Genomic DNA, 19,887 nt, shown 5'->3' with positions numbered 1-19,887 from the left:
TGCAGGGGGGACCCTGTGGGAGAGTAGGACGCCGCCGAACAATCATTGTGGGAAAGCCCCGCACCTTATGGTGCGGGGCTTTTCTGCGTTCAGGGTACGGATGTTCTCCTGTAGGGTCAGGAGGCATCGTTCGCACGTTCAAGTGGAGGCCCCCGGGTGGAGGTCCAGGAGACTCGGGTTCAGACTGACCGAATTTTCACGATCCCGAACATTCTCAGCATGGCGCGCCTGGCCGGCGTACCCCTGTTCCTCTGGCTGATCCTGGCGGAGCATGACGGCTGGGCGCTGCTCGTGCTCATGCTGAGCGGTGTCAGTGACTACCTCGACGGGAAGCTCGCGCGGCGCTGGAACCAGATCAGCAGCCTCGGCCGGCTGCTGGACCCGGCGGCCGACCGTTTGTACATCCTGTCCACGTTGTTCGGTCTGACCTGGCGCGAGATTCTGCCGTTGTGGCTCACCGTGGCGCTGTTGGCACGTGAGGTGATGCTGGCCGCCATGGTGCTCGTCCTGCGCCGCCACGGCTATCCGCCGCCGCAGGTCAACTTCCTCGGCAAGGCCGCCACCTTCAACCTGATGTATGCCTTCCCGTTGCTTCTGCTGAGTGACGGCACGGGTTCGCTGGCGTGGCTGGCGTCCGTTTTCGGATGGGCGTTCGCCGGATGGGGTACAACCCTCTACTGGTGGGCAGGAATCCTTTACGTGGTGCAGGTCCGCCGACTCGTGAAGGCGGACGCCGCGGCCGATTGAGCTCGCTCGGCGCAGTGACGCGGAGGAGCGGAGCCGGAGTCCGAGACGGGCGAGGTCGGCGTGTACGTCGTCTCTCAAGGAGGACTCTTCCGACATGAAGGCCGTCGTGATGGCCGGTGGCGAAGGCACACGTCTTCGCCCCATGACCTCGAGCATGCCCAAGCCGCTCCTGCCGGTGGCCAACCGGCCGATCATGGAGCACGTGCTCAGGCTGCTCAAGCGGCATGGGCTCACTGAGACCGTGGTGACCGTGCAGTTCCTGGCGTCTCTCGTCAAGAACTACTTCGGTGACGGCGAGGAGCTCGGAATGGAGCTCACCTATGCCAATGAGGAGAAGCCACTCGGGACCGCCGGCAGCGTGAAGAACGCCGAGGAGGCATTGAAGGACGATGCCTTCGTGGTGATTTCCGGCGACGCGCTCACGGACTTCGACCTCACGGACCTCATCGCCTTCCACAAGAACAAGGGCGCACTCGTCACGGTCTGCCTGACCCGTGTGCCCAATCCGCTGGAATTCGGCATCACCATCGTGGACGAGGAAGGCAAGGTCGAGCGGTTCCTGGAGAAGCCCACCTGGGGGCAGGTGTTCTCGGACACCGTCAACACGGGCATCTACGTCATGGAACCCGAGGTCTTCAATTACGTGGACCCCGACGTTCCGGTGGACTGGTCCGGCGATGTCTTCCCGCAGCTGATGAAGGAAGGCCGGCCGATTTACGGCTACGTCGCCGAAGGCTACTGGGAGGACGTCGGTACCCACGAGAGCTACGTCAAGGCACAGGCCGACGTGCTCGAGGGCAAGGTCCAGGTCGACATGGACGGCTTCGAGATCTCGCCCGGGGTGTGGGTCGCCGAAGGCGCCGAGGTGCACCCGGACGCGGTGCTGCGCGGGCCCCTGTACATCGGGGACTACGCCAAGGTCGAAGCCGGGGTCGAGATCCGCGAGCACACGGTCGTCGGCTCGAACGTCGTCGTCAAGAGCGGGGCGTTTCTGCACCGGGCCGTGGTCCACGACAACGTGTACCTCGGCCCGCACAGCAATCTCCGTGGCTGTGTCATCGGCAAGAACACCGACATCATGCGCGCCGCCCGGATCGAGGACGGCGCGGTCATCGGTGACGAGTGCCTGGTGGGCGAGGAGTCCATCGTCCAGGGGAACGTACGCGTCTACCCCTTCAAGACCATCGAGGCCGGTGCCTTCGTCAACACCTCGGTGATCTGGGAGTCGCGCGGCCAGGCCCACCTCTTCGGGGCCCGCGGGGTCTCCGGGATCCTGAACGTGGAGATCACGCCCGAGCTCGCCGTACGGCTGGCCGGTGCGTACGCCACGACGCTCAAGAAGGGCGCGACGGTCACCACGGCCCGCGACCACTCCCGTGGCGCCCGCGCGCTGAAACGTGCCGTCATCTCGGCGCTCCAGGCCAGCGCCATCGACGTACGGGACCTGGAGAACGTGCCGCTGCCGGTGGCCCGGCAGCAGACCGCGCGCGGCAGTGCCGGCGGGATCATGATCCGGACCTCGCCCGGGGTGCCGGACTCCGTCGACATCATGTTCCTCGACGAGCTGGGCGCGGACCTCTCGCAGGCGCAGCAGCGCAAGCTGGACCGGGTGTACGCGCGCCAGGAGTACCGGCGTGCCTTCCCCGGCGAGATCGGTGACCTGCAGTTCCCGTCGAGCGTCTTCGACTCGTACACCGGCTCGCTGCTGCGGCAGGTGGACACCACGGGGATCGCCGACGCCGGTCTGAAGGTCGTCGTCGACGCCTCCAACGGCAGCGCCGGTCTGGTGCTGCCCAGCCTGCTGGGCCGGCTCGGGGTCGACGCGCTGACCATCAATCCCGGGCTCGACGAGAGCCGGCCGACCGAGACCTCGGAATCGCGGCGGACCGGGCTGGTACGGCTCGGGGAGATCGTGGCGTCGGCCCGGGCCGCGTTCGGTGTCCGTTTCGATCCCGTCGGTGAGCGGATCTCGCTCGTCGACGAGCGCGGGCGGATCATCGAGGACGACCGGGCGCTGCTGGTGCTGCTGGACCTGGTCGCGGCCGAGAAGCGCAGCGGGCGGGTGGCGCTGCCGGTCACCACGACGCGGATCGCCGAGCAGGTGGCGGCGTACCACGGCACCCAGGTGGAGTGGACGACGACCTCGCCCGACGACCTGACCCGGGTGGGCCGGGCGGAGGGCACCATCTTCGGCGGGGACGGCCGGGGCGGCTACATCGTGCCGGAGTTCAGCAGCGTCTTCGACGGTTCGGCCGCGTTCGTCCAGCTCATCGGGCTGGTGGCGCGGACGCAGCTCACGCTGAGCCAGATCGACGCCCGGATACCGCGTGCGCACGTGCTGAAGCGGGACGTGCCCACGCCGTGGGCGGTCAAGGGTCTCGTGATGCGCAGGGTGGTCGAGGCGGCCGGGCAGCGGCAGGTGGACACCACCGACGGTGTGCGCGTGGTCGAGGCCGACGGGCGCTGGGCCCTGGTCCTGCCGGATCCGGCGGAGGCGGTGACGCACCTGTGGGCCGAAGGGCCCGACGCGGCTTCCGCGCAGGCGCTGCTGGACGAGTGGGCGGGCGTGGTGGAGGGCTCCGGGCACTGAGCCCGGCAGCGGTGTGAGAGGCGTCCCCCGGCGCGGGGCCGGTGCCCGCCGGTCCCGTCCCGGGGGACGGACGCATTCGGTAGGGTCGGTTCCGACATGCGACGATGTGCGGCATGTCGCAGCCGCCGCCCAACCGCCGGAGTCCGGCCCCATCCCCGCCGGCGCGTCCCGACGCGTCCATGTCGCTGCTGACGCACGTGATGGACCACAGCCTCGACGAGGGCTACGCGGAGGCCGCGGCCCGGCGCGAGGCGGAGGGTACGAAGGGCCTGCCGCGGACGCTGAAGGCCAAGCTGGGCCTGGCGGCCGGACTGGTGCTGGCCGCCATGGTCGTCACCCTCGGTGCCGCCCAGACGCGGGTGGCGGCGCCGGTCCTGGCCAAGGAGCGCCACGAGCTGATCGACCGGGTGGAGCGGGCCGACGACCGGGCGGCCACCCTGGAGAAGGACATCGACCGGCTGCGGGCCGACGTCGCGGGGCGGCAGCGCCAGGCGCTCAAGCAGCACGGCGGCGACCAGGGCGGGCCGGTGGCGCTGCTGTCGGGGGCGACGGAGGTCCGCGGGCCCGGGGTCAAGCTGACCGTCGACGACGCCAAGGACGCGGCGGCGGGCGGTGGCGGGCCGCGCGAGAACACCGGCTTCTCCGACACCGGCCGGCTGCGCGACCGGGACATGCAGCGCATCGTGAACGGACTGTGGCAGTCCGGAGCCGAGGCGGTGTCGATCAACGGGCAGCGGCTGACGGCGCTGTCCGCGATCCGGGCGGCCGGTGACGCGATACTGGTCGACAACAAGCCGCTGGTGCCGCCGTACGAAGTCCTCGCGGTGGGTGACAAGAAGCGGCTGGCCACCGGGTTCCAGGACAGCGCCGACGGCGTGTACCTGAAGGTGCTGCAGGACAGCTACGGGATCCGGGCCAACCTCACGCAGGCGGACGAGGTGCGGCTGCCGGCGGCGTCGAGCCTGACCGTGCGTACAGCTACAGCAGTAGAGCCGAAGAAGGGTGCATCGTGATCGCGGTACTGGGCCTGCTGGCCGGAGTGGTGGTCGGGCTTCTGGTCCGGCCCGAAGTGCCGGCCGTCGTCGAGCCGTATCTGCCGATCGCCGTCGTGGCGGCGCTGGACGCGGTGTTCGGAGGCCTGCGCGCGATGCTGGACGGCATCTTCGTGGACAAGGTCTTCGTGGTGTCGTTCCTGTCCAACGTGGTGGTGGCGGCGCTGATCGTCTTCCTCGGCGACAAGCTCGGGGTCGGCGCGCAGCTGTCAACGGGTGTGGTCGTCGTCCTCGGTATCCGTATCTTCTCCAACGCCGCGGCCATCCGCCGGCACGTGTTCCGGGCGTGAGGCCGATGAGCAACGACGAGACGCCTCCCGAGCGCTCCGGGGCGCCTGCCGGCTCCGGGGAACCCCTGGTGCCCCCGGTGTCCGGGGCGCCCGCCCCGCCCCCGGAGAGCGGCCGGCAGCGGCTGGCGGCCGGCCTGTGGCCGCCGCGGCTGAGCCGGTCCCAACTGATCGTGGCGCTGCTGCTGTTCGTCCTGGGGCTGGGACTGGCGATCCAGGTGCGGTCCAACACCGATTCGAGTGCGCTGCGCGGGGCCCGGCAGGAGGACCTGGTGCGCATCCTGGACGAGCTGGACGGGCGGACCAAGCGGCTGGAGGAGGAGAAGCAGCAGCTGACGGACCAGCGCAAGGAGCTGGAGAACAGTTCCAACCAGGCCGAGGACGCCCGCCGGCAGACTGTGGAGAAGGAGCGCCAACTGGGCATCCTGGCGGGTACGGTGGCTGCGCAGGGGCCGGGGATCACGCTGAAGATCTCCGATCCCAAGAACCAGGTGCAGTCCGACATGCTGCTGGACACCATCCAGGAGCTGCGGGCGGCCGGGGCCGAGGCGATCCAGGTCAACGGTGTGCGTGTGGTGGCGGGCACGTACTTCTCGGACGTGGACGGCGGCGTGGCGGTCGACGGTAAGAAGATCACACAGCCGTACGAGTTCAGGGTGATCGGCAAGCCGCAGGATCTGGAGCCGGCGCTCAACATTCCCGGCGGTGTGATCCAGACGCTGGAGAAGGAGCAGGCCACGGCCAGTGTCGTGCGCTCACCGAAGATCATCGTCGATGCCTTGCGGCCGGCGAAGCAGCCTGACTACGCTCGGTCGTCATCGTCGTGAGTGGGAGTGACGTGTGGGACGGCTCACGTGGGCGGAGGCCTGCGGGGGGTCGGCGCACCGAACGAGTGGTGCGTGGTGGAAACTGTCTGGTGGTTACGGACGTTGTGAGAATGTCCGGGTCGGCAGGTGTGTGCATTCGGAGTTCGTCCTGCCCCACGGGCGGGTCTGTTTCGGTCAAGGGGAATCGCCCGTGAAGTTGTTTGAGAAGTTGTTCGGCAAGAAGAACCGCGAGGAAAGCGGTGCCAAGCACCGCGCCGGCCACGGTGACGTGGAGGCGCAGGGGGAGCGGCCGCTCTTCCGTGACGAGGTCTCCGGCGCGGATGACGCGGCGGGTGGGCGGGGCGCGTCCGCCGCCGACCCCTCCGCCGCCGGCCGCATAGGTTTCGGTGACCCGTCGACCTCAGGTGCGGGTGGAGGGTTCGCCCCCGACCCGTATGCCACCAGTGCCTCCGCGGGGCAGCCGCGGCGCGAGGAGCCGTCCATGTCGGCCGAGCAGGTGTGCAGCAGGTGTGGGCACCGCAGCGACGCGGCGAGCCGCTTCTGCTCGAACTGCGGTGCGCCGCTGCGGGCGGGGCTGACGCCCGAGCGTGCCTCGGAGACCACGTCCACCATCTCGATCTCGGGCCTGGAGGCCTACGAGGCCGAGGTGTCCGGTCAGCACGTGTCGTCGTCGCTGTCCCCCGAGGCCCAGGCCGCGGTGGAGGCGCTGCCCGCGGGCTCGGCGCTGCTGATCGTGCGCCGGGGTCCGAACTCGGGCAGCCGCTTCCTGCTGGACGGTGAGCTGACCACGGCCGGCCGCCACCCGCAGAGCGACATCTTCCTGGACGACGTCACCGTCTCCCGGCGGCATGTCGAGTTCCGCCGCGGCCAGGAGGGCGGGTTCACCGTCTCCGACGTCGGCAGCCTCAACGGCACGTACGTCAACCGGGAACCGATCGACTCCGTCGCCCTGCACAACGGCGACGAGGTCCAGATCGGCAAGTACCGGCTGGTGTTCTACGCGAGCCAGCGGGGCATCTGACCCTCCCCCAGACTCCGTCGGGGGACTCCCCAGGGAAGGTCCATGCTGCGTACACCGACGGGCGGTGCCGGAAACGGCGCCGCCGGCCCGGTCGGGCGGCTGGTGAGCATCGGTACGGTGCTGGGCCAGCTGCGTGACGAGTTCCCCGAAGTCACCATTTCCAAGATCCGTTTCCTGGAGGCGGAGGGGCTCGTCGAGCCCCGGCGCACGCCGTCCGGATACCGCAAGTTCAGCCCCGACGACATCGAGCGGCTGGCACGCATCCTGAGGCTCCAGCGCGACCACTATCTGCCGCTGAAGGTCATCCGCGAGCAGCTGGACGGACGTGCGGCCGACCAGGGTCGCACCCCCGCGCCGTCCTCGCACGCCGAGGCCGACGCCGACGGGGAAGCCGTGGACGGGCGGGCGGCGTCCACCGCTGCCCGGATCGGGCGGGCGGAGCTGCTGGCCGCCGCCGAGGTGGACGAAGCCCAGCTGGCGGAGTGGGAGTCGTACGGGCTGATCGCCGAGGCGCCCGGCGGCGGCTTCGACGCGGAGACGGTCACCGTGGCGCGTCTGGTGGCGGATCTGGGCCGCTTCGGTCTGGAGCCGCGGCACCTGCGGGCCATGAAGGCCGCGGCCGACCGGGAGGCGGGCCTGGTCGAGCAGGTCGTCGCACCCTTGCGGCGGCATCGCAATCCGCAGACGAGGGCCCATGCGGAGGCCACCATGAAGGAGCTCGCGGGGCTGTCCGTACGGCTGCACGAGGCGCTGGTGCAGACCGCTCTGGGGGTGCGGCTGTCCTGACCGGGACGGCCCCGACTACCCAAACCGGCCGGGCAGGTCCTAGGGTTGCTGTGTGAACGAGCTCGACGTTGTGGGTGTCCGGGTGGAAATGCCCTCCAACCAGCCGATCGTTCTCCTGCGTGAAGTGGGAGGCGACCGGTACCTCCCCATCTGGATCGGTCCGGGGGAGGCGACCGCCATTGCCTTCGCGCAGCAGGGCATGGCCCCTGCGCGGCCGCTGACCCACGACCTGTTCAAGGACGTGCTGGAGGCGCTGGGCGAGGAGCTCTCCGAGGTCCGGATCACGGATCTGCGCGAGGGCGTCTTCTACGCGGAGCTCGTCTTCGCCAGCGGGGTCGAGGTGAGCGCGCGGCCGTCGGACGCCATAGCGCTGGCCCTGCGCACGGGGACGCCGATCTACGGGAGCGACGGGGTCCTCGACGACGCCGGGATCGCGATTCCGGACGAGCAGGAGGACGAGGTGGAGAAGTTCCGCGAGTTCCTCGACCAGATCTCGCCCGAGGACTTCGGTACCAGCAACCAGTAGGCCCCGGTCCGGGGCCCCGCGGCCGGGTCGGGCGGTGTCGGATCCGGTGTGCGGCGGCTCGGAACAAGGGCGGTTGCGGCCCATTCGAAATGCCTTTCCCGGGAACGGGGCACGCGAAACCACTCTCAGGGTGATTATCACCCGGCGTGCCGAGTGTGGCGATCGTTGACGCACCCCGGGTGACTGCCTACCGTCGAGATGGCAGGTCAAGGACGGAGGGTCGGGCGTGAGGATCACGGGCGACGGTACGACCGGGGGCACCCCCGCGCGGAGTGAGAGCGGGCCGTTCCCGCTGCACGGCAGTGCGGTGGGCGCCGCGCGCCGTCAGCCGGACTCGACGCCGCAGGCCGCCCCCGGGGGAGCGGCGCCGGCCACCGGGCAGATCGGCTACCGCGGGCCCACGGCCTGCGCCGCGGCCGGCATCACGTACCGGCAGCTGGACTACTGGGCGCGGACCGGCCTGGTGGAGCCGAGCGTGCGAGCGGCGTACGGCTCGGGCACGCAGCGGCTCTACAGCTTCCGGGACGTCGTCGTCCTCAAGATCGTCAAGCGCTTCCTGGACACCGGGGTGGCGCTGCAGAACATCCGTACGGCCGTGCAGCACCTGCGGGGCAGCGGATTCGCGGACCTGGAGCGCATGACGCTGATGAGCGACGGCGCCACCGTGTACGAGTGCACCTCGCCGGACCAGGTCGTCGAGCTGCTCCAGGGCGGGCAGGGCATCTTCGGCATCGCGGTGGGCGTGGTGTGGCGGGACGTGGAGAACGCCCTGTCGCAGCTGCACGGCGAGCGGGTCGACTCGGGCGAGACGGTGGCCGGGCACAACCCGGCGGACGAGCTCGCCGCGCGCCGGAACCGGGCCGTCTGAGACCCCGTCCGCGCCGCCGGAAAGCCGTCGAACGTGTTTGCGGTCCGTTGTCGGTGGCGTAGGGCAGCATCGGTGCTGTGAGAACCGCTCCGACGATCCTGCATCTGGACATGGACGCCTTCTACGCCTCCGTGGAGCAGGCGTCCAAGCCGAGCCTGCGCGGCAAGGCGGTGATCGTCGGCGGGCTCGGACCGCGTGGGGTGGTGGCCACCGCCTCGTACGAGGCGCGGCGCTTCGGCGTCCACTCGGCCATGCCGACGGCGCAGGCGCGCCGGCTCTGCCCGAACGGGGCGTACCTGATCCCGCGCTTCTCCCTGTACCGGGCGGTGAGCGACCAGGTCATGGCCCTGCTGCGGGAGCTGTCGCCGCTGGTGGAGCCGCTCAGCCTGGACGAGGCCTTCGTCGACCTCGAGGCGGGCGGCAGCGCGTTCGACGCGGCGTCCGCGCGGGCGACGGGGGAGCGGCTGCGGGCCGACATCAGGGCGGTCACGGGACTGAGCGGTTCGGTGGGGCTGGCCGGCTCCAAGATGCTGGCCAAGGTGGCCTCCGAGGAGGCCAAACCGGACGGACTGCTGCTGATCGAGCCGGGCACGGAGCGGGAGCTGCTCGCGCCGATGCCCGTACGGACGCTGCCGGGCGTGGGCCCGGCCACGGGCGAGCACCTGCGGCGGGCCGGGATCACCACGGTGGGGGAGCTGGCCGAGGCCGGCGAGGACGAGCTGGTGCGGATGCTGGGGCGGGCGCACGGGGTCGCGCTGTACCGCATGGCGCTGGGGCTCGACGACCGGGCGGTGGTGGCCGAGCGGGACGCCAAGTCGGTGTCGGTCGAGGACACCTTCGACGTGGATCTGCACGACCGGGTGCGGATCAGGGGCGAGGTGCAGCGACTGGCGGAACGGTGCGTGCGGCGGCTGCGGGACTCGGGGCACTCGGGGCGGACGATCGTGCTGAAGGTGCGCCGGTACGACTTCTCGACGCTGACCCGTTCGGAGACGCTGCGCGGGCCCACCGACGACCCCGCGGTGGTCCGCGAGGCGGCGGCCCGGCTGCTGGAGGCGGTGGACACCACGGGCGGCGTACGGCTGCTGGGCGTGGGGGTCTCGGGGCTGGCGGACTACACCCAGGAGGACCTGTTCGCCCAGGCGGAGGCCGAAGCGGAGGCGGAGGCCCGGGCCGAGGCGGACGCCCGGGCGGAGGCGGAAGCCCGGGCGGAGGCCGAGGCGGCGGCAGCGGCCCTGGCCGGCCTTGGCGGGGCGTCCGGGGCAGCCGGGGCGCCGGTGGCTCCTGGGGCAGCCTCAGGGGCGGCTGGGGCGGCTGTGGCGGCCCGGGCGGGGGAGTCCGGCCCTCCGGAGCCCGGGGCGCCCCCGGAGCGGCGCTGGATGGCCGGCAGCGACGTACGGCACGCGGTGTACGGGGCCGGGTGGGTGCAGGGCAGCGGCGTCGGCCGGGTCACGGTGCGGTTCGAGCAGCCGGGATCGCCGCCCGGCCGGGTGCGGACCTTCCGGGTGGACGACCCGGAACTGCGGCCCTCGGACCCCCTCCCGCTCCCGGGCCTGCCACCCGGACCGGACCGGGCCGCCCCCTGAGGGCCGGCGGCGCCCGCGGCGGCCCGCGCCGGCCAGCGGGCCGGCGCACGCCTACGCCCGCGCCGGCCCGCCGGCCGAGGTCGGCGTCGTTCGCCGGCCGGGGTCAGCCCTCCCCGTCGCCCGCCAGGCGGCCGAAGTCGCGCTGGAAGTCGCTGGGGAGCGCCACGTCCAGGCCGTAGTGGTGGTAGAGCTGGAGCTCCTGCTCCGGTGAGAGGTGGCGGCCGACCCCGAAGTCCGGAGCGTCCTTGATCAGGGAGCGTTCGAAGGGCACCCGGAGGGTGTCGTTCACCAGCTCACTGGGCTCCAGCGGGACGAACGCGTCCCTGCTGAAGAGCCCCGTCCGTACGGCTGCCCACTCCGGCACACCCGTGGCGTCGTCGAGGTAGACCTCGTCCACCGTGCCGATCTTGGCACCGTTGCGGTCGTACGCCTTGCGGCCGATCAGGCTGCGCGGATCGATGTCGGTCTGCACGGTCCCTCCAACGGGTCGCAACTCCTCCGTAATGACTACAAAAGGGCAAATCCGGAGCGAGGGCCACTCGAGGGAGGCCCCAGAAGCTCGCTGGTAGGCTGGGTGACGGCTGTTGACCCTGTGCGGGAGAGTCCTCCGAGTGAGCATGACGTGAGCGCGATGCGAGCACGACGTGAACACGGCGGAGGCGCCGAAGGAGCAAATCCTCCCCGGAATCTCTCAGGCAGACGTACCGCACGGACGAGGCCACTCTGGAAAGCAGGGGTGGGCGTCGGACCCGCACTACCGATTCCCCTCCCTCACCGACGGTGAAAACCGGACCTCCACGGGCGACCCCCAGGCGGACCGGTGAAGCTCTCAGGTTGAGATGACAGAGGGGGAGGCCGTCCGGGTGCCCGCGCCGTGGTGCCCCTCGCAGGTCGTACGACCAGGAGGCCTCCGTACATGACCGCCAACCGCATTCCGCTCTCCCAGCTGGAGCGAGGCATCCCCTTCGAGCAGCGCCACATCGGGCCGGACGCCGCGGCCCAGGCGAAGATGCTCGCCCAGGTCGGCTACGGCTCCCTGGACGAACTCACCGCCGCCGCGGTGCCGGATGTGATCAAGAGCGCCGAGGCCCTGGACCTCCCCGGCGCCCGCACCGAGGCCGAGGTGCTCGCCGAACTGCGTTCGCTGGCCGACCGCAACCAGGTCCTGTCCTCGATGATCGGTCTCGGCTACTACGGGACGTTCACCCCGCCGGTGATCCTGCGCAACGTCATGGAGAACCCGGCCTGGTACACGGCGTACACGCCCTACCAGCCGGAGATCTCCCAGGGCCGTCTGGAGGCGCTGCTCAACTTCCAGACCGTCGTCGCCGACCTCACCGGCCTGCCGACCTCCGGCGCCTCCCTCCTCGACGAGGGCACCGCGGCCGCCGAGGCCATGACGCTGGCCCGCCGCGTGGGCAAGGTCAAGGGCGGGGTCTTCCTCGTCGACGCCGACGCCCTGCCGCAGACCATCGCCGTGATCCGGACCCGCGCCGAACCGACCGGTGTCGAGGTCGTCGTCGCCGACCTGTCCGAAGGCATCCCGGCGGAGATCGCCGAGCGCGGCGTCTTCGGCGTGCTGGTGCAGTACCCGGGCGCCTCCGGTGCCGTCCGCGACATCAAGCCGGTCATCGACCGGGCGCACGAGCTCGGGGCGATCGTCACGGTCGCCGCCGACCTGCTCGCCCTGACCCTGCTGACCTCGCCCGGCGAGCTCGGCGCGGACATCGCGGTGGGCACCACCCAGCGCTTCGGCGTCCCGATGGGCTTCGGCGGCCCGCACGCCGGCTACATGGCCGTCCAGGACAAGCACGCGCGTTCCCTGCCCGGCCGCCTGGTCGGCGTCTCCGTCGACGCCGACGGCAACAAGGCGTACCGCCTGGCCCTGCAGACCCGCGAGCAGCACATCCGCCGCGAGAAGGCCACCAGCAACATCTGCACCGCGCAGGTGCTGCTCGCCGTCATGGCCGGCATGTACGCCGTCTACCACGGCCCCGAGGGCCTGAAGACGATCGCCCGCCGCACCCACCGCTACGCCGCCCTGCTCGCCGCCGGTCTGACCGCCGGCGGGGTCGAGGTGGTCCACGGCGCGTACTTCGACACCCTCACCGCCCGGGTGCCCGGCAAGGCCGCCGAGGTCGTCGCCGCCGCCCGCGAGGCCGGGGTCAACCTGTACGGGGCCGACGCCGACCACGTCCTCGTCTCCTGCGACGAGACCACCCTGCGCGCCGACATCGAGGCCGTCTGGGCCGCCTTCGGCGTGAGCGCCGACATCGAGGCGCTGGACGCGAGCGCCGCCGACGCGCTGCCCGAGGGCCTGCTGCGCTCGGACGCGTACCTGACGCACCCGGTCTTCCACCAGCACCGCTCCGAGACCGCGATGCTGCGCTACCTGCGCAAGCTCGCGGACAAGGACTACGCGCTGGACCGCGGCATGATCCCGCTGGGCTCCTGCACCATGAAGCTCAACGCGACCACCGAGATGGAGCCGGTCACCTGGCCCGAGTTCGGCCAGCTGCACCCCTTCGCGCCGATCGACCAGGCCCAGGGCTACGCCACGCTCATCAACGAGCTGGAGGAACGTCTCTGCGAGGTCACCGGCTACGACAAGGTCTCCATCCAGCCCAACGCCGGCTCCCAGGGTGAGCTCGCCGGCCTGCTGGCCGTGCGCGCCTACCACCGCGCCAACGGCGACGAGCAGCGCACGATCTGCCTGATCCCGTCCTCCGCGCACGGCACCAACGCCGCGTCCGCCGTGATGGCCGGCATGAAGGTCGTCGTCGTCAAGACCGCCGACGACGGCGAGGTCGACGCCGCGGACCTGCGCGCCAAGATCGAGCAGTACCGCGACGAGCTCGCCGTCCTGATGATCACCTACCCGTCCACCCACGGCGTCTTCGAGGAGCACGTCGCCGAGATCTGCGGTCTCGTGCACGACGCCGGCGGCCAGGTGTACGTGGACGGCGCCAACCTCAACGCCCTGGTGGGCCTGGCCAAGCCGGGTCACTTCGGCGGCGACGTCTCGCACCTGAACCTGCACAAGACGTTCTGCATCCCGCACGGTGGCGGCGGCCCGGGCGTCGGCCCGGTCGGTGTCCGGGCGCACCTCGCCCCGTACCTGCCCAACCACCCGCTCCAGCCGACCGCCGGCCCGGAGACGGGCGTCGGCCCGATCTCGGCGGCGCCGTGGGGTTCGGCCGGCATCCTGCCGATCTCCTGGTCGTACGTACGCCTCATGGGTGGCGAGGGCCTCAAGCGCGCCACCCAGGTGGCCGTGCTCGGCGCGAACTACATCGCCAAGCGCCTGGAGCCGCACTACCCGGTGCTCTACACCGGCCCCGGCGGTCTGGTCGCCCACGAGTGCATCATCGACCTGCGCCCGCTGTCGAAGGCGACCGGCGTCTCCGTCGACGACATCGCCAAGCGTCTGATCGACTACGGCTTCCACGCGCCGACGATGTCGTTCCCGGTGGCCGGCACGCTGATGATCGAGCCGACGGAGTCCGAGGACCTCGTCGAGATCGACCGCTTCTGCGACGCCATGATCGCCATCCGCGGCGAGATCGAGAAGGTCGCCTCCGGCGTCTGGCCGGCCGGGGACAACCCGCTGGCCAACGCCCCGCACACCGCGGCGGCGCTGGGCGGCGAGTGGAACCACCCGTACACCCGTGACGAGGCGGTCTTCCCGGGCACCGTGGTCGCGGCCGAGAAGTACTGGCCGCCGGTGCGCCGTATCGACGGTGCCTTCGGCGACCGCAACCTGGTCTGCTCGTGCCCGCCGCTGGACGAGTACGACAACTGATCCGAGCGCCCGGTAGCCGGGGCGCATGACACAGGGGCCGGTCCGGGAGTCTCCTCCCGGACCGGCCCCTGTGGCGTCGGCCGGTGCCGCGGCGCCGTCAGGCCGCCGCGAGCGGCCGGTGCGGCGCGATGATCTGGCCGTCCGGCAGCAGCTCACCGGTGTCCTCGAAGAGCAGGACGCCGTTGCACAGCAGGCTCCAGCCCTGTTCCGGGTGGTTCGCCACAGGCAGCGCGGCCTCCCTGTCGGCGGATTCGGCTGATGGACAGGCAGGCTGGTGCTGGCACATGGATGCGTTCTTTCGCTGCGGTGTGGTCTGTGTGCTGCGGCTCGGTGCGTGATTCATGGCCGCCCCCCGTATCAATCTCTTGGTGTGGTCAGGATCCCAGTGTTGCCCTACGGACTTGCGTCCGCATGGATTTCCCGGCAGCTGTCCTCTGAGATTGATGACGCATCACTCGTGCGGGCGGTTCAGCCCAACTCCCCTGTCATTTCGGGTGGTTCGGGCCTGGTCCCAGCGGACTAGGCCGAATGGGTCAACCGGGTCAGGCCCCCGTCCGGGGACGGTCAGGCGGCCGGCGCGGCCAGCGAGGGCGGCACCGGAGGGATGGGCGGGGTCAGCCGGTGGGTCATCACCGGCAGCAGTTCGGAGACCGGGTGCGGCCGGTACGCCGCGATGCCGGGCGGGGCCGGAGCCAGCGGGACCAGCAGGTCGGCGGCGGCCGGCAGACCGGCCGAGGCGTCGGCGCCCACCGCCCCGTGCAGCCACAGGGTCATCATGTACAGCTCGGGCACGGACAGCAGTCTCGGCTGGTAGTTCTTGCCCACCGACTCCGCCTGCCGCAGCGCGCGTTCGGTCGCCGCCACGTAGGGCCCCTCGAAGAAGTGCGAGAAGACCCAGCCGTCCGCGGTGAGCCGGGTGTCCGCCGCCGCCACGTACCGGTCCCCGCTGCGGATCAGGAAACGCCATCCGGTCAGCCGGGTGCGCGGCGGCCTGCCGCCCGAGGTGACCCGGTCCAGGACGTGGACCGGAAGCGGGAGTTCGGCCGTCTTGGGGCCGGGGAGGGCGCGCAGGGCGGGGGTGAGGACCTCCTGGACGGCGGTGGGGGAGCCGAGTGCCGCGAGGACGCTGCGCAGGGCGGGCGCGGGAGCCGGAGGGACATGCAGCGGCATGGTGGGTCGCCTCTCACTTGGGAGACCGGGGGAAGGGGGGTGCGGACGGAGCTGTCGCATTCTGGGGCCAGAGGGGGGCTGAGGGGCAATGGCCGCGCGCCAACTCTGTGCCTCGTTTGCGGAGTTTATACGACATGTGTTCACACAGTGTTTCGGCTAGCCGTCCCGCCTATTGCCGACAAGACGCTTACCGGTCCCGCTGTCATGGATTTCATGCCGGGTGCGCGCAGACATCTCGCGCTGACCTCGGAGGTTACCGGACGGGGGCTCGGCTGGAAAGTGACGGTATTGCGGAATCGGCAAGCGCGACCTTGAAATTGCACCACGCGACTTGCCACGTGAATGTGCCCGTGCGCCGGTCGGCCAAACCGGCGCGCGCTCCCCGACATGCGCGCCCCCCGAGCGTTAGAGATCAAGGCACCGGGGCATCATCGACCGTAACGCGCGCCCGGGAGGTCCGGGCCAGGCCCACTCGAGGAGGGACACTTCGATGGGGGAGAAGGTCGTGGCAGGCGGATTCGACCTGTCCGATCGGCAACGGTATCGGAGGAAGCTTCACGAGTGCCTGGAGGGGCTGGAGCGGCTTCTGGCGGAGAAGAGGTTCGATCGGCCAAAGAACATGATGGGGCTTGAGATCGAGCTGAATCTCGCGGGTGCCGACGGGTTGCCGAGAATGGTGAATGCGCAGGTTCTGGAGAGGATAGCGAGTACCGATTTCCAGACCGAACTCGGAATGTTCAACCTGGAGGTCAACATACTTCCGCACCGGCTCGACGGCCGGGTATTCGACCAGCTCACCGAGGAACTCAGCGCGGGTCTGGGGTATGCCCACCGGCAGGCCGCGGAGATCGACGCGGGCGTGGTGATGATCGGCATCCTGCCGACGATCGCCCAGTCCGACGTGGTCTCCGCGAACCTCTCGGCCGTCGACCGGTACTCGCTGCTCAACGAGCAGATCCTGATGCTGCGGGGCGAGGACTTCACCCTCGACATCGACGGGGTGGAGCGGCTGAGCTGCACCTCCGGCTCCATCGTGCCCGAGGCGGCCTGCACCTCCGTACAGCTGCACCTGCAGGTGACCCCGGCGCGGTTCCCCGCGGTGTGGAACGCGGCGCAGTGCGCGGCCGCCGTCCAGATAGCCGTCGGCGCCAACTCGCCCTTCCTCTTCGGCCGTGAGCTGTGGCGGGAGTCGCGGCCCCCGCTGTTCACGCAGGCCACCGACACCCGGCCGCCCGAACTCCAGGCGCAGGGGGTGCGGCCGCGGACCTGGTTCGGTGAGCGCTGGGTGGACTCGGCGTTCGAGCTGTTCGCCGAGAACGTCCGCTACTTCCCCGCGCTGCTGCCGATCTGCGACGAGGAGGACCCCCTCGCCGTGCTCGCCGAGGGCGGGGTGCCCAGCCTCCAGGAGCTCGTCCTGCACAACGGCACGGTCTACCGCTGGAACCGGCCCGTGTACGGGGTCGCCGACGGGATGCCGCACCTGCGGGTGGAGAACCGGGTGCTGCCCGCCGGGCCGACGGTGGCCGACGTCGTCGCCAACGCCGCCTTCTACTACGGGCTGGTCCGTACCCTCGCCGACGAGCAGCGCCCGGTGTGGAGCCGGATGCCGTTCGCCGAGGCGGAGGCCAACTTCGACGCGGCCTGCCGGCACGGCATCGACGCCCGGCTGCGCTGGCCGCGCCGGGGGCGGGGCGGCGGGCTGGCGAGCGTACCGGCGGTGCGGCTGGTCCTCGACGAGCTGCTGCCGATGGCCGCCGCCGGACTGGACGCGTGGGGGATCGAGCCCGCCGACCGCGACCACTACCTGGGGATCATCGAGGAGAGGTGCAAGCGCCGGGTCAACGGTTCGACCTGGCAGGTGGACACCTACCACCGGGCGCTCGCGGCCGGGCTGGACCGGGACGAGGCACTGGCGGCGACCACCCGCCGGTACACCGAGCTGATGCACAAGGGGGATCCGGTCCACACCTGGCCCGCCGGGCTGCGCTGAGCCCGCCGGCGTCCGGCCCGCCAGGCGTCCGCCGGGTCCTCCGGGCGTCCGCCGGGTCCTCGGGCCGTCCGGTGGTTCCTCCGGCCGGTCGGCCCCGCTGATCGCCCCGCTCCGCGAGGAGGCAGTATGGGGTGGTCGGAGCGGGACGACGGGACGGGAGTCGGGCGTGCGGGTGGAGCCGGAGCCGGTGGTCAGGGAGCTGCGCGAGGACAGGCGGGGGGTCCTGCGCACCGAGACGCTGCTCGTGCTCGCGCTGTCGCTGGGCGCGAGCGCGCTCTCCTCCCTGATCAGCTTCATCGGCTCGCTGACCAGGCCCGGCGGCCTGAAGGACCAGGCGGCCACGCTCAACGGCTCGTACGCCCCCGGCCGGCCCTGGCTGGACCTGGCCTGGCAGCTCTTCGGGATCACCACCGCCCTGGTGCCGGTCCTGCTGGTGGCGCACCTGCTGACCCGCGAGGGCGCGCCGGGCCTGCGGGTCCTCGGCTTCGACCGCACCCGGCCCGGCTGGGACCTGGGCCGCGGCACGCTGGTCGCGGCCGCCATCGGCAGCGCCGGACTCGCCTTCTACCTGGGGGCGCGCGCCGCCGGCTTCAACCTGACGGTGGTGCCGGAGGCGCTGCCCGACGTGTGGTGGAAGTTCCCCGTACTGATCCTCTCCGCGGTGCAGAACGCCGTGGTGGAGGAGGTCATCGTGCTGGCGTACCTGCTGCGGAGGCTGGACCAGCTGGGCTGGTCGCCGATGGCCGCGCTGCTGGCCAGCTCGGTGCTGCGCGGCTCGTACCACCTCTACCAGGGCATCGGCGGCTTCATCGGCAACATGGTGATGGGCGCCGTCTTCGTCCTGCTCTACCGGCGCTGGGGCCGGGTGGGCCCGCTGGTCGTCGCGCACGCGCTGCTCGACATCGTGGCCTTCGCCGGGTACGCGCTGCTCGCGGGCAAGGTGGGCTGGCTGCCGACGGCATAGGCACTAGGGAGCGGGGGCGAGCAGTTCGCCGTCGATGACGGTGACCGCGCCGCCCGTCAGGAGCGTACGGTCGCCCGCGAGCGTGACCTTGACCAGGCCGGTGCGCGCGGACCCCTGCAGGCCGGTCAGCTCGGTACGGCCGCCCAGGCGGGCGGACCAGAAGGGCGCGAGCGCGGTGTGCGCGCTGCCGGTGACGGGGTCCTCGTCGATACCGAAGGCCGGGAAGAAGCCGCGCGAGACGAAGTCGTAGCCGCGGGAGGGGTCCTCGGCGGGCGCCGTGACGATCACCCCGCGCCGGGCGAAGGCGCGCAGGGCGTCGAGGTCCGGGGCCAGCTCGCGGACGGTGCGTTCGTCGGCCAGCTCCACCAGCAGGTCGCCGATGTGGGCGGCGGTGTCGTGGACGGAGCGGATCGCGACGCCGCCGAGGGCCCGGTCGACGTCGGCCGGTGCCTCGACCGGAGTCAGCGAGGACGTCGGGAAGTCCAGGGTGATCGTGCCGTCCGCGGCCGCCTCGGCGGTGAGGACGCCGCAGCGGGCGGCGAACCGGACCGGTCCGCTCGCCAGCGCGCCGGTGGCCAGGACGTGCGCGGTGGCGAGGGTCGCGTGGCCGCACATGTCCACCTCGGCGGTCGGGGTGAACCAGCGCAGTGCCCAGTCCGCCGGGCCGCCGGGCGGCAGCGGGTGGGCGAAGGCCGTTTCGGAGAGGTTGACCTCGGCGGCGACCTGCTGGAGCCAGGCGTCCGGCGGGAACTCCCGGTCCAGGAGCAGGACCCCGGCGGGGTTGCCGTGGAAGGGGCGGTCGGTGAAGGCGTCGACGATTCGGATGCGCATGCCCCGACGGTAGGGGCGCCCCACGGGCACCGGCCAAGGCCAATCGGCGACCACTGGCCTGCTGTCGCCGGGTCGTCTGCGATCGGTTCCGATATATCGTTGACGCATCGCGATGGATCAGCGACAGTGATGGGGTGGAACAAGGAGCCGCAGCGATACGCGGATATCCATGACGAGAGGAGCGCAGTCATGCGTTCACCTGGACAGGGACACGGACACGGACACGGACATGAGGGCGGGCGTCGGCGCGGGCACCCCTGCGGGCCCGACCACCACGGGGAGTTCGAGGGGCGCCGCGCGGCCTTCGGGCCCTTCGGGCCGGGCTTCGGCGGCGGGCCCTTCGGCGGTCGCGGGGGCCGGGGCGGCCCGCACCGGCGGGCGCGGCGGGGCGACGTACGCGCGTCGATCCTGGCGCTGCTGACCGACCGCCCGATGCACGGCTACGAGATGATCCAGGAGATCGGCGAGCGCAGCGGCGGGGCGTGGAAGCCCAGCCCCGGCTCCGTCTACCCGACCCTGCAGATGCTCGAGGACGAGGGCCTGATCTCCAGCGAGAGCGAGGGCGGCAGGAAGCTGTTCACGCTCACCGACGCGGGCCGCACCGAGGCCGAGGCGGGCCCCGCGGCCCCCTGGGAGGAGGTCGGTCAGGGTGTCGACCGGGAGGCGATGCACGAGATCCGGACGGCCGGCTTCGGTCTGATGGAGGCGTTCGGCCAGGTCTGGAAGACCGGCACGCCCGAGCAGCGGCAGAAGGCCGTCGGGGTCATCAACGAGGCCCGCAAGAAGCTCTACCTGATCCTGGCCGACGAGCACTGACCCGCCGCCGGACGACGACGGGGG

The 19,887-nt window shown here is 71.4% G+C and carries 18 protein-coding genes and 1 riboswitch; of the genes, 14 read left to right on the top strand and 4 right to left on the bottom strand.

Features of this window, described 5'->3' with window-relative positions; translation table 11 throughout:
• The first annotated feature begins 156 nt into the window (after window positions 1–156).
• The 10 genes from ACIPXB_RS36560 to ACIPXB_RS36515 all read left to right on the top strand — a co-directional run bounded on the left by ACIPXB_RS36560 (window position 157) and on the right by ACIPXB_RS36515 (window position 10,290).
• A complete protein-coding gene (locus ACIPXB_RS36560; RefSeq protein ID WP_401457227.1) occupies window positions 157–747 on the top strand; it encodes a CDP-alcohol phosphatidyltransferase family protein in 591 nt (196 codons plus the stop codon).
• A 94-nt stretch (window positions 748–841) separates the two neighbouring features.
• Window positions 842–3,337, top strand: coding sequence for a sugar phosphate nucleotidyltransferase (locus ACIPXB_RS36555; protein WP_401457226.1), 2,496 nt, complete (start codon window positions 842–844; stop codon window positions 3,335–3,337).
• Between the two features lie 104 nt (window positions 3,338–3,441).
• Entirely contained in the window at window positions 3,442–4,350 is a 909-nt protein-coding gene (locus tag ACIPXB_RS36550; RefSeq protein WP_401457225.1) for a DUF881 domain-containing protein, read from the top strand.
• Window positions 4,347–4,679 carry a small basic family protein gene (locus tag ACIPXB_RS36545; protein WP_189973628.1) on the top strand — a complete coding sequence of 111 codons (333 nt, stop codon included), beginning with the start codon at window positions 4,347–4,349 and terminating at the stop codon, window positions 4,677–4,679. Before ACIPXB_RS36550 ends, ACIPXB_RS36545 begins: the two co-directional genes overlap by 4 nt.
• 5 nt (window positions 4,680–4,684) lie before the next feature.
• A complete protein-coding gene (locus ACIPXB_RS36540) occupies window positions 4,685–5,503 on the top strand; it encodes a DUF881 domain-containing protein (protein ID WP_401457223.1) in 819 nt (272 codons plus the stop codon).
• An 82-nt stretch (window positions 5,504–5,585) separates the two neighbouring features.
• A complete protein-coding gene (locus tag ACIPXB_RS36535; RefSeq protein ID WP_401457231.1) occupies window positions 5,586–6,524 on the top strand; it encodes an FHA domain-containing protein in 939 nt (312 codons plus the stop codon).
• 42 nt (window positions 6,525–6,566) lie between these two features.
• A complete protein-coding gene (locus ACIPXB_RS36530) occupies window positions 6,567–7,310 on the top strand; it encodes a MerR family transcriptional regulator (RefSeq protein WP_401457220.1) in 744 nt (247 codons plus the stop codon).
• Window positions 7,311–7,362: 52 nt separating this feature from the next.
• Window positions 7,363–7,836: a bifunctional nuclease family protein gene (locus tag ACIPXB_RS36525; protein ID WP_401457218.1), complete on the top strand. Its 474-nt coding sequence runs from the start codon at window positions 7,363–7,365 to the stop codon at window positions 7,834–7,836.
• 226 nt (window positions 7,837–8,062) lie between these two features.
• Window positions 8,063–8,704 carry a MerR family transcriptional regulator gene (locus ACIPXB_RS36520; RefSeq protein WP_401457216.1) on the top strand — a complete coding sequence of 214 codons (642 nt, stop codon included), beginning with the start codon at window positions 8,063–8,065 and terminating at the stop codon, window positions 8,702–8,704.
• Between the two features lie 77 nt (window positions 8,705–8,781).
• Window positions 8,782–10,290 (top strand): DNA polymerase IV, encoded by a 1,509-nt coding sequence (locus tag ACIPXB_RS36515; RefSeq protein WP_401457215.1) that lies wholly within the window; start codon window positions 8,782–8,784, stop codon window positions 10,288–10,290.
• A 103-nt stretch (window positions 10,291–10,393) separates the two neighbouring features.
• Here the strand turns inward: ACIPXB_RS36515 and ACIPXB_RS36510 are convergent, their stop codons facing one another.
• Window positions 10,394–10,762 carry a PRC-barrel domain-containing protein gene (locus ACIPXB_RS36510; RefSeq protein ID WP_401457213.1) on the bottom strand — a complete coding sequence of 123 codons (369 nt, stop codon included), beginning with the start codon at window positions 10,760–10,762 and terminating at the stop codon, window positions 10,394–10,396.
• A 113-nt stretch (window positions 10,763–10,875) separates the two neighbouring features.
• Window positions 10,876–11,007: riboswitch (glycine riboswitch) on the top strand.
• A 199-nt stretch (window positions 11,008–11,206) separates the two neighbouring features.
• Here ACIPXB_RS36510 and gcvP point away from each other — a divergent pair.
• Complete coding sequence (gene gcvP / locus ACIPXB_RS36505; protein ID WP_401457210.1) at window positions 11,207–14,092, top strand: aminomethyl-transferring glycine dehydrogenase; 2,886 nt, start codon at window positions 11,207–11,209, stop codon at window positions 14,090–14,092.
• Between the two features lie 97 nt (window positions 14,093–14,189).
• On the opposite strand, the gene ACIPXB_RS36500 is transcribed toward gcvP, so the two are convergent.
• Together ACIPXB_RS36500 and ACIPXB_RS36495 are read right to left on the bottom strand one after the other, a co-directional pair.
• Window positions 14,190–14,378 (bottom strand): DUF5999 family protein, encoded by a 189-nt coding sequence (locus ACIPXB_RS36500; RefSeq protein ID WP_401457207.1) that lies wholly within the window; start codon window positions 14,376–14,378, stop codon window positions 14,190–14,192.
• Window positions 14,379–14,656: 278 nt separating this feature from the next.
• Window positions 14,657–15,262, bottom strand: coding sequence for a hypothetical protein (locus tag ACIPXB_RS36495; protein ID WP_401457205.1), 606 nt, complete (start codon window positions 15,260–15,262; stop codon window positions 14,657–14,659).
• A gap of 490 nt (window positions 15,263–15,752) precedes the next feature.
• Here ACIPXB_RS36495 and ACIPXB_RS36490 point away from each other — a divergent pair, with 490 nt between their 5' ends.
• Window positions 15,753–17,252, top strand: a complete 1,500-nt coding sequence (locus ACIPXB_RS36490; RefSeq protein ID WP_401457203.1) for a glutamate--cysteine ligase — start codon at window positions 15,753–15,755, stop codon at window positions 17,250–17,252.
• Between the two features lie 166 nt (window positions 17,253–17,418).
• Window positions 17,419–18,216 (top strand): CPBP family intramembrane glutamic endopeptidase, encoded by a 798-nt coding sequence (locus ACIPXB_RS36485; RefSeq protein WP_401457201.1) that lies wholly within the window; start codon window positions 17,419–17,421, stop codon window positions 18,214–18,216.
• Between the two features lie 3 nt (window positions 18,217–18,219).
• Here ACIPXB_RS36485 and ACIPXB_RS36480 read toward each other — a convergent pair whose 3' ends face one another.
• The gene (locus ACIPXB_RS36480) at window positions 18,220–19,047 is read right to left on the bottom strand and encodes a PhzF family phenazine biosynthesis protein (protein WP_401457198.1); all 828 of its coding nucleotides are present in this window, start codon (window positions 19,045–19,047) and stop codon (window positions 18,220–18,222) included.
• A gap of 189 nt (window positions 19,048–19,236) precedes the next feature.
• On the opposite strand from ACIPXB_RS36480, the gene ACIPXB_RS36475 reads away from it, so the two are divergent.
• Window positions 19,237–19,863 (top strand): PadR family transcriptional regulator, encoded by a 627-nt coding sequence (locus ACIPXB_RS36475; protein WP_401457196.1) that lies wholly within the window; start codon window positions 19,237–19,239, stop codon window positions 19,861–19,863.
• Window positions 19,864–19,887 lie beyond the last annotated feature (24 nt).

This window comes from Streptomyces sp. NPDC090022, assembly GCF_044748145.1.
Taxonomy (GTDB): domain Bacteria; phylum Actinomycetota; class Actinomycetes; order Streptomycetales; family Streptomycetaceae; genus Streptomyces.
Note: the sequence above shows the minus strand (reverse complement) of the source record. Positions and strands in the feature narration are given on the sequence as shown.

Bases quoted from the DNA above. Each gene is read 5' to 3' on its own strand.
- ACIPXB_RS36555 (WP_401457226.1), top strand. From the start codon at position 842: ATGAAGGCCGTCGTGATGGCCGGTGGCGAAGGCACACGTCTTCGCCCC.
- ACIPXB_RS36550 (WP_401457225.1), top strand. From the start codon at position 3,442: ATGTGCGGCATGTCGCAGCCGCCGCCCAACCGCCGGAGTCCGGCCCCA.
- ACIPXB_RS36540 (WP_401457223.1), top strand. From the start codon at position 4,685: ATGAGCAACGACGAGACGCCTCCCGAGCGCTCCGGGGCGCCTGCCGGC.
- ACIPXB_RS36530 (WP_401457220.1), top strand. From the start codon at position 6,567: ATGCTGCGTACACCGACGGGCGGTGCCGGAAACGGCGCCGCCGGCCCG.
- gcvP (WP_401457210.1), top strand. From the start codon at position 11,207: ATGACCGCCAACCGCATTCCGCTCTCCCAGCTGGAGCGAGGCATCCCC.
- ACIPXB_RS36500 (WP_401457207.1), bottom strand. From the start codon at position 14,378: ATGTGCCAGCACCAGCCTGCCTGTCCATCAGCCGAATCCGCCGACAGG.
- ACIPXB_RS36495 (WP_401457205.1), bottom strand. From the start codon at position 15,262: ATGCCGCTGCATGTCCCTCCGGCTCCCGCGCCCGCCCTGCGCAGCGTC.
- ACIPXB_RS36490 (WP_401457203.1), top strand. From the start codon at position 15,753: ATGGGGGAGAAGGTCGTGGCAGGCGGATTCGACCTGTCCGATCGGCAA.
- ACIPXB_RS36480 (WP_401457198.1), bottom strand. From the start codon at position 19,047: ATGCGCATCCGAATCGTCGACGCCTTCACCGACCGCCCCTTCCACGGC.
- ACIPXB_RS36475 (WP_401457196.1), top strand. From the start codon at position 19,237: ATGCGTTCACCTGGACAGGGACACGGACACGGACACGGACATGAGGGC.